Raw genomic sequence first — 7,075 nt, forward strand, 5'->3', positions numbered from 1 at the left:
AGTCCTATGAATAATGTCGATTTTTTTAACCAAAATAAGAAAAACAGCTTGAAAGGTGTTGTCATTATGTATGTAGGAAGAGATATGACGGAATTGTCCATGACACCTAAAAATGAATGGCAAGATAAAGAATTAGCTTTTTTCCATCATTCTTTGCAGCAAATGGCCCAGTATTTAAATAGTGAGGGTTTAACGATTCATAAAGAAATTATTAAAGAAATTGAACGAAGAGGCGGGCTTCAGCGCCAAGAAGCCACCTATACCTCAGGAACCTTCCCCACTATAGACTAAGGTATCTTTATAGGCTTCCCACATTTTTTGAAACGGAACAGGAAACGCATACTGTGTTAATTGGTCTTCCTGAACAAGTAAATATGGGGAGTTAACTTTTTTGCGGATTGATCCTTTAACGACATACGCATCAATCTCCCACTCAACATGAGAGAACTGATGCTTCACTGTCGTTAAAGGCTCCATTGATTCCACATCCATTCCAAGCTCTTCCTTTAAAGATAAACGAAACTTTTCGAAATTTCTAGGGTCGCTTTCGTCTCTTTCCCAGTTTGGATGTTCCCACAAGGAAGCAAGCAGACCGGTATCCGGCCTCTTGCGAATGATAAACTGCCCTTCATCCGTCAAAACAATGGCGGCCATCCATCTTTTGTTTTTGATATGTTTCTTCGTGTTTTTGATCGGCAGAAGTGTTTCCTTTCCTTCGTGATACCCTTTGCAATAATCCCTTACCGGACAAAGCAGACATGACGGGGATTGCGGTGTACAGATTAAGGCGCCTAATTCCATAATTCCCTGATTAAATGGAGAAGGATTCTCTTGATCGATTACTTTTTTTACTAACTCCTCAAATATTTTTCTCGTTTTTGGCTTGGCAATATCCTCTTCAATTGAAAAAATTCGCGAAAACACCCTCATTACATTCCCATCCACTGCCGGTTCAGGCTTGTTAAACGCAATGCTCATCACAGCCCCAGCCGTATAAGGACCCACGCCTTTAAGGGATTGAAACTCATCGATATTGTTTGGAACTTGTCCATTATATTTCTCAGCGACTTCTCTAACGGCTGATTGCAGATTGCGGACCCTTGAGTAATATCCAAGTCCTTCCCAAGCCTTTAAAATTTCATCTTCACCAGCTTCCGCAAAATCGTGCAGTGTCGGAAACTTTTCTAGGAAACGATTATAATAAGGGATCACCGTATCTACTCTGGTTTGCTGGAGCATCACCTCTGATACCCAGATTTTATAAGGATCATTGGTCCTTCGCCATGGCAAATCACGTTTTTCTGCTTCATACCAGTCTAATAAAGCCTTCTGAAAATCTTCTATGTAAAAATCCTTTAATGCTGTATTCAAAATGTCATTCACAGTTGCTGCTCCTTTACCTACTATAAATACAGAGGCCTTTTAGGATGTTAAACCTTTGCGGAAAAGGGAATAAAATAGTTAAAGGCCAAAAATTCATCTCTTTTCCTATTGTACATGAAATGGTTTTGGAATTGACATATTTAAAGTTGCTTATTATTGGGATTGGTGGTTCCTTGGAAATGAAGGGAGCGAGTGAGTGAAACATAAGAACCGTCCCTATGTTTCAGGAAAGGGGGAAGATGATTGGATACCGGAACGCATTTGGTGATGGGGGTTGCGTTGGGGGGATTAGCGTCGCTTGATTCGGTTGTGACGAGCAGTGAACCGACAGCTACTGCCGTGATGATTGCAGCTTTAGTTGGCTCCCAGGCTCCCGATGTGGATACGATTTTAAAATTGAAAAACAATGCACTTTATATAAAGCATCATCGAGGAATTACTCATTCCATTCCAGCCGTGTTTCTTTGGCCGACTGCCATCACTTTAACCCTTCTTGCTTTTTTTCCGAATGCTGACTGGCTGCATCTATGGGGTTGGAGTTTTTTAGCCGTTTTCCTCCATGTCTTTGTTGATATTTTTAATGCTTATGGAACTCAAGCGCTACGGCCTTTTTCTAAGAAATGGGTCGCCTTAGGATGGATTAATACCTTTGACCCCTTTATATTTGGGATCCATCTCGTTGGTATTATTTTGTGGATTTTGGGTGCTCACCCCGGCTATACCTTTTTAGTCATATACGCTGTGCTGGTTGTCTATTACATCCTTAGGTTCCGCTCACAGCAAAAAATTAAGAAAACAATTTCAAAACAATTTCCCGAACTGAAAATGGTCATCATCGCCCCTACAATTCGCTTTTATCAGTGGAGAGTGGCCATTATAGACCATGATCACTTTTATGTCGGGAAAGCATTTAAAGACAAACTCATGATATATGATCAGTTTAAAAGGCTCCCTTTTCCTGAGAAACAGATTCTGTCAGCTATCCAAGAAGATGAAAATGTTTCTGCCTTTTTATCCTTTTCCCCTGCTTATCGCTGGGAAATGGAAGAAGAGGACGATAAAATTGAGGTTCGCTTTATTGATTTAAGGTATCGGAAGGACGGACATTATCCCTTTGTCGCGATTGTACATTTAGATCGGGATTTAAATATTATTTCATCTTTTACTGGCTGGGTTTATAGTGAAGAAAAATTGCAGAAAAAATTGGAGATCCTTCCTGATTAACGTTTGGAAAGAATGTCAATCATCCCACAGCATGAGATCATCCTCCTGATTCATACTATAGATACGTGGGATAGCATTGATGAAATTCATGGTATTTCACGTTCCTATTTTGTATAGTCAGGGGTGAGTGAGATTGCGGAATAAGGAAACAGGATTCCCGATTGTTAGCGGAGGGAATAAGTTTGAAGGAGAACCACGAGCCAAAGCTGAATATGCATCAAAACGGGCTGACGGCACCACTCAAACTCATCCACAAGAGCGTATGAGAGCATCCAACCAACGCGTAGACGATAATTCTGCACGTCCTTAGGAGGGTTTTTATATGGCTAATAGGAAAAACAAATTATTTTTTCAGGATGAATATCAAAGTCCATTTGAACAAACCTGGACGAACCGGAAGCATCTATACTCCCAAGTAAAAGGACAAACTCAGCAAACGCAGAACCTCATTATTTTAGAGCATCAGACGAGAAAACAATCGTAGTGGTTGGATTTCTCTTTTCGTTTCATTACGCATCATCTTCTCATCACTAAATGGAAGGGCTGACGAATGTGTCAGCCCTTTTCGTACACCAATCGGTATTCTAGTGCTTCCTTATGTTGGACTTCTGCAGCTTGAGGTGCTCCTTGATTATTTTTGGATTTCAGCACTCACTAACTGTTGAGGTGCTTGATTTTTATAGGATATCTGTTCCATTATCTGTGACAAATCGGGGATTTTGGAAAACTTTAGTTCCCTTATCTTGGCAAAAACATGTTTTTTTGGATGATTTTCGGCAAATAAGAGATCATATGTCCTTTACAAACTTCAAAACTGCGCTTTTTTGGGCAAATAGCAGAACGTATGCCCGTTACAATCGCGTTTTGCCGGTTACCAGCTTTGTACTGAATCCGCTATTTGTGAAAGTGTAGTTCCTGTTGTCTTCTATTTTGATTTATTAATCAAAAGTGAAATCGGCAAGGCCTCTTGCTGGACAGTCCCGCCCAGCCGGTACCCCCAGGCAAACCTTCCATTGATGTAGTCAATCTTGAAATATTGACCGGGATCGCCATGAATTTCATAAATCTCTCCTTTTTTATAATCCTCAGGATCCCGTAAATATGCTTCTGCCATGACCGCTTTGCGCTCGAGAACAGCGTATTCATTCACCATACCCATTTGCTCTGCTTTTCTTGCTTGTTCCCTTAGCTGTCTGATTTCTTGCTCTAATTCTTGCTTACTCATTTGGCTATATCGCTTTTCTTGATTCACTCCCAAACTCTCCTTCTCATAAAACCACTCATAATCAAAAGCAAAATAGACAAGCTATCTATATGCTTACATTTTTAACATGCTACATTTTGTATCATATAAGAAGAAAAGGCTGGTTGCAAAGGAGGAGCCCTGTTTCGGGCGATATTAATCACAGGAGAAGGGACAGGAATAGGTAAGGTGCTGACCCATTTATTTACAAAACAAGGATTCCAGTTTGGCAAACAGCTAAAAATGTTTTGAAAATATAAGCATGGAATCCATACGTTTTGTATTGTAGTGTTAGTCCTCCTCCTCTTTTTCATGAATAAACCGTTCAATAAGATCCAAATCGAATCCTTTGCGATATAAAAATTGTTTTACCTTTAGAGTATCGCCGCCGTATCTGCTCCAGGCTTTCTCTCCTTGCTTGACAATTGCATTCCATTCTTCATCTTGATCTGGACTCCAATCAGCCTCTTCAAGAGCAATGGAGATAACACTTGACTGAAACCCTTTTTGAACGAGTTTTTCATAAAGCTTTTGTTTTTTTTCAACTGTAGAATATTTAGCCAGCCCCGTGCTCCATTTTTCAATTAGTGCAACGGCTTTTTCAATTTCCCGTTCTTCTGTGAATAGATCTATCGCTTTTTCTATATACTCCGATCTGATTCCCTTTTCCTTTAATCGCGCGGTAATCCAAACGGGTCCTTTGTCGCTTGTTTCCATATAGGTTTTGACAAAGGCAACTGCATACTCATCATCTTTTATGTAATTGTATTCTTCCAGGTGATGAAGAACCTCCTCGAGAACTGCTTCTTCAATTTCTTTTTGCAATAAAAATTGCTTTACTTCATCCCGGCTTCGCATCCTAGCTGTCAGATAATTAGCAGCTAGGTGAATCCCTTTGCGAATCTGGTCCTGGTATTGAATCTCTTGTATATCAAAGCTTGTCAGTTCCTTCCCCTTCTTCAGTTGAAAGGAAACAAGCACGTGTTCATCAACACTAAAAGCATACTCTTCTTTTTGTCCATCAAATGTATATATATTGTAGCGACCTTTATTTTTCTTCTGCGGAGTTATTTTAGAAACAATCATCTAAACCACCTCCCCTATACTCTAGCATATTTTTTGCCTATAATTGTTATCAAATATGCAGAAAATGTAAGGAGAAAGGAGGATTACCTTCGTATGAAAATTGCAATTGCAGGCGGAAGCGGATTTGTCGGAAAAGCTTTGGGGGACCTTTGTCTGCAGAAAGGATATGAGGTAACCGTTTTAACTCGCAGCGAATCACGTACATCTGATCATCCTAGACTAAGCTACATCCAATGGCTGTCGCCAAATACGGAGCCAGAGACACACTTAGAAGGTTTTAATGCTTTTATTAATCTTTCCGGCGAATCGTTAAACAGCGGTCGATGGACACGCAAAAGGAAAAAGCAAATAGTCGATAGCCGTATTTCAACTACTAAAGAGCTGAAAAGAATTGTTTCTGCGCTTGAGAAAAAACCAGATGTAGTTGTTCAGGCAAGTGCTATTGGAATCTATGGGACATCTACAGATCAAACGTTTACTGAAGATTCGGCAGAGTACGGCTCTGATTTTTTAGCAGAGACCGTAAAGGCATGGGAAAAAGAAGCTGAAGCCCTAAATGAAATTGGAATTCGCACCTGTTTGGCGCGATTCGGTGTGATTTTAGAAAAAGATGGCGGGGCGCTTCCGTTAATGGCTCTCCCTTATAAATTATTCGCAGGCGGCCGGTTAGGTCGTGGCGATCAATGGGTTTCCTGGGTCCATTTAGAGGACGTCGTCCGGTCGATTTTATATTTGATCCATAACCCAACTCTGCAGGGGCCGATCAATATTACTGCCCCCAATCCAACACAAATGAACGATTTCGGGAAAACATTAGGAAGGGTGCTAAACCGTCCACATTGGTTCCCAACTCCCGGTTTTGCATTACGCCCTGCCTTAGGTGAAAAAAGTATGCTCGTTTTAAAAGGACAAAAAGTATTGCCTGAAAAACTGAAACATGCGGGTTTTACTTTTCAATACCCGGATGTTGATCAGGCATTGCAACAAATCTTTTCCAAATAACAGTATCTTATCTGCGGCAATAGGGAAGAATAAAAATAAATCTTTGCCTGAAAGGATGAGGATGCTGTGGATAAGAAAAAACGTGAAAAAATGAGAAGTAATTTAACAAGCATGCAAGAAGTCCGGTATCAAAGAGATTTTAAATTAGCTGACCGTGCCGCTGGATTTGAAGTACATAAGAAAAGAGATTAACTTTTACTCATAAATACAAGGGTCATGGAGAAACTAAAGAACGAGGAGCCACACGGTTCTTCGTTCTTTTCTTTAAGAAAGGCTAAAACCTGAATTAGGGGGAGATCCGCATGGGCAGAGGACATGTTCATCGCAAAAACAGGGACAAAAATGCAAATTCCTTACCGCAAACCCCAGCTAACTTAAAACGACCAGCAGTAGAGTACTCTGAAGAGTTAGCAGACGCTGATGATTTAGAAGCTCAAGCTCGTGCGAATGCAGCGAACCAGCGAGTGAAAATGAGACAACATAAGAAATTAAATAAATAATTCTCCTGACGGAAAGGGATTGTCTCGTAGTCAAGCGATGATAATCCCTTTTCCTGTGTATAAAGTTACGTACAAGATTGTGGATATTGTGTATAACTTTGTGGATGGTTGTTGTGAAAGGCTTTGTTTGATTACTTGAATGTGGATAGATTTGAGCGAAATATTGTGGATAATGTGAATAAGTGTGGTTTTTCTGTTAATAAAGCTGTTCTTAATGTGGATAAGTTTGTGGATGATTTGATTAATGAATAAAAGCCGGCTTTAAAATGAGTATAAATGGGGAGTGTAATATAAACTGTGTAAGTAAGGAATACGTACGGTTCCTTACTCACACAGTTTTTTATTTGATAGAATAATAAGTATAAAGCTAAAGGAGTGTTTTCAATGGGGAAATTGAAAAGAGATCCGAACTCCGTAGAATTAGCTAACAAGATTATCGAACAGTACCAACCTAAATCTGTAGAAGATATGCAAGAAGCATTAAAAGACATATTTGGCCCTATGTTTGAGTCATTTGGGCTATGAATCAAATGACAAGGGAGAAAAAGAAACAAGCAATAGAAGAAATGGATATGGCAAAAAGTTCGTGAAAACGACGACAGGAGAAGTTGAAATTGCGGTCCCCCGTGATCGTGAT

At 40.0% G+C, this 7,075-nt stretch carries 10 protein-coding genes and 1 pseudogene; 8 read left to right on the top strand and 3 right to left on the bottom strand.

Annotated features, from left to right (window positions below; genetic code table 11):
* Positions 1 to 66: 66 nt before the first annotated feature.
* Positions 67 to 291, top strand: coding sequence for a cytosolic protein (locus MLE14_RS16120; RefSeq protein WP_097158445.1), 225 nt, complete (start codon positions 67 to 69; stop codon positions 289 to 291).
* Here the strand turns inward: MLE14_RS16120 and mutY are convergent.
* On the bottom strand, positions 265 to 1,383 hold the full coding sequence (mutY, locus tag MLE14_RS16125; protein ID WP_243299445.1) for an A/G-specific adenine glycosylase: 1,119 nt from the start codon (positions 1,381 to 1,383) through the stop codon (positions 265 to 267). The two genes, MLE14_RS16120 and mutY, sit on opposite strands and share 27 nt — an antisense overlap.
* Before the next feature lie 243 nt (positions 1,384 to 1,626).
* Between mutY and MLE14_RS16130 the strand changes: the two genes are divergently transcribed.
* From MLE14_RS16130 to MLE14_RS16140, 3 genes are all read left to right on the top strand, one after another.
* Positions 1,627 to 2,607 (top strand): metal-dependent hydrolase, encoded by a 981-nt coding sequence (locus MLE14_RS16130; RefSeq protein ID WP_243299446.1) that lies wholly within the window; start codon positions 1,627 to 1,629, stop codon positions 2,605 to 2,607.
* A gap of 133 nt (positions 2,608 to 2,740) precedes the next feature.
* A complete protein-coding gene (locus MLE14_RS16135) occupies positions 2,741 to 2,917 on the top strand; it encodes a small, acid-soluble spore protein K (protein ID WP_243299447.1) in 177 nt (58 codons plus the stop codon).
* Between the two features lie 12 nt (positions 2,918 to 2,929).
* On the top strand, positions 2,930 to 3,091 hold the full coding sequence (locus MLE14_RS16140; protein WP_097158448.1) for a YpzG family protein: 162 nt from the start codon (positions 2,930 to 2,932) through the stop codon (positions 3,089 to 3,091).
* Between the two features lie 441 nt (positions 3,092 to 3,532).
* On the opposite strand, the gene MLE14_RS16145 is transcribed toward MLE14_RS16140, so the two are convergent.
* Both MLE14_RS16145 and recX read right to left on the bottom strand, forming a co-directional pair.
* The gene (locus MLE14_RS16145; protein WP_313897769.1) at positions 3,533 to 3,859 is read right to left on the bottom strand and encodes a YfhH family protein; all 327 of its coding nucleotides are present in this window, start codon (positions 3,857 to 3,859) and stop codon (positions 3,533 to 3,535) included.
* 282 nt (positions 3,860 to 4,141) lie between these two features.
* A complete protein-coding gene (recX, locus tag MLE14_RS16150; protein ID WP_243299448.1) occupies positions 4,142 to 4,936 on the bottom strand; it encodes a recombination regulator RecX in 795 nt (264 codons plus the stop codon).
* Positions 4,937 to 5,029: 93 nt separating this feature from the next.
* Between recX and MLE14_RS16155 the strand changes: the two genes are divergently transcribed.
* The 4 genes and pseudogenes from MLE14_RS16155 to MLE14_RS16170 form a co-directional block, all read left to right on the top strand.
* Complete coding sequence (locus MLE14_RS16155) at positions 5,030 to 5,938, top strand: TIGR01777 family oxidoreductase (protein WP_243299449.1); 909 nt, start codon at positions 5,030 to 5,032, stop codon at positions 5,936 to 5,938.
* Positions 5,939 to 6,004: 66 nt separating this feature from the next.
* A complete protein-coding gene (locus MLE14_RS16160; RefSeq protein ID WP_097158454.1) occupies positions 6,005 to 6,130 on the top strand; it encodes a YfhE family protein in 126 nt (41 codons plus the stop codon).
* A gap of 110 nt (positions 6,131 to 6,240) precedes the next feature.
* Positions 6,241 to 6,438 carry a YfhD family protein gene (locus MLE14_RS16165; protein ID WP_243299450.1) on the top strand — a complete coding sequence of 66 codons (198 nt, stop codon included), beginning with the start codon at positions 6,241 to 6,243 and terminating at the stop codon, positions 6,436 to 6,438.
* Positions 6,439 to 6,813: 375 nt separating this feature from the next.
* Positions 6,814 to 7,075 (top strand): annotated as a pseudogene (locus tag MLE14_RS16170) (transposase); the annotation flags it as partial.

Source organism: Bacillus litorisediminis (genome assembly GCF_022808645.1).
In the GTDB taxonomy this organism is placed as follows: Bacteria; Bacillota; Bacilli; order Bacillales; family JC228; genus Bacillus_BF; species Bacillus_BF litorisediminis.

Excerpts from the sequence above, each read along its gene's own strand:
- MLE14_RS16140 (WP_097158448.1), top strand. The coding sequence starts at position 2,930 with ATGGCTAATAGGAAAAACAAATTATTTTTTCAGGATGAATATCAAAGT.
- MLE14_RS16165 (WP_243299450.1), top strand. The coding sequence starts at position 6,241 with ATGGGCAGAGGACATGTTCATCGCAAAAACAGGGACAAAAATGCAAAT.
- MLE14_RS16155 (WP_243299449.1), top strand. The coding sequence starts at position 5,030 with ATGAAAATTGCAATTGCAGGCGGAAGCGGATTTGTCGGAAAAGCTTTG.
- MLE14_RS16120 (WP_097158445.1), top strand. The coding sequence starts at position 67 with ATGTATGTAGGAAGAGATATGACGGAATTGTCCATGACACCTAAAAAT.
- recX (WP_243299448.1), bottom strand. The coding sequence starts at position 4,936 with ATGATTGTTTCTAAAATAACTCCGCAGAAGAAAAATAAAGGTCGCTAC.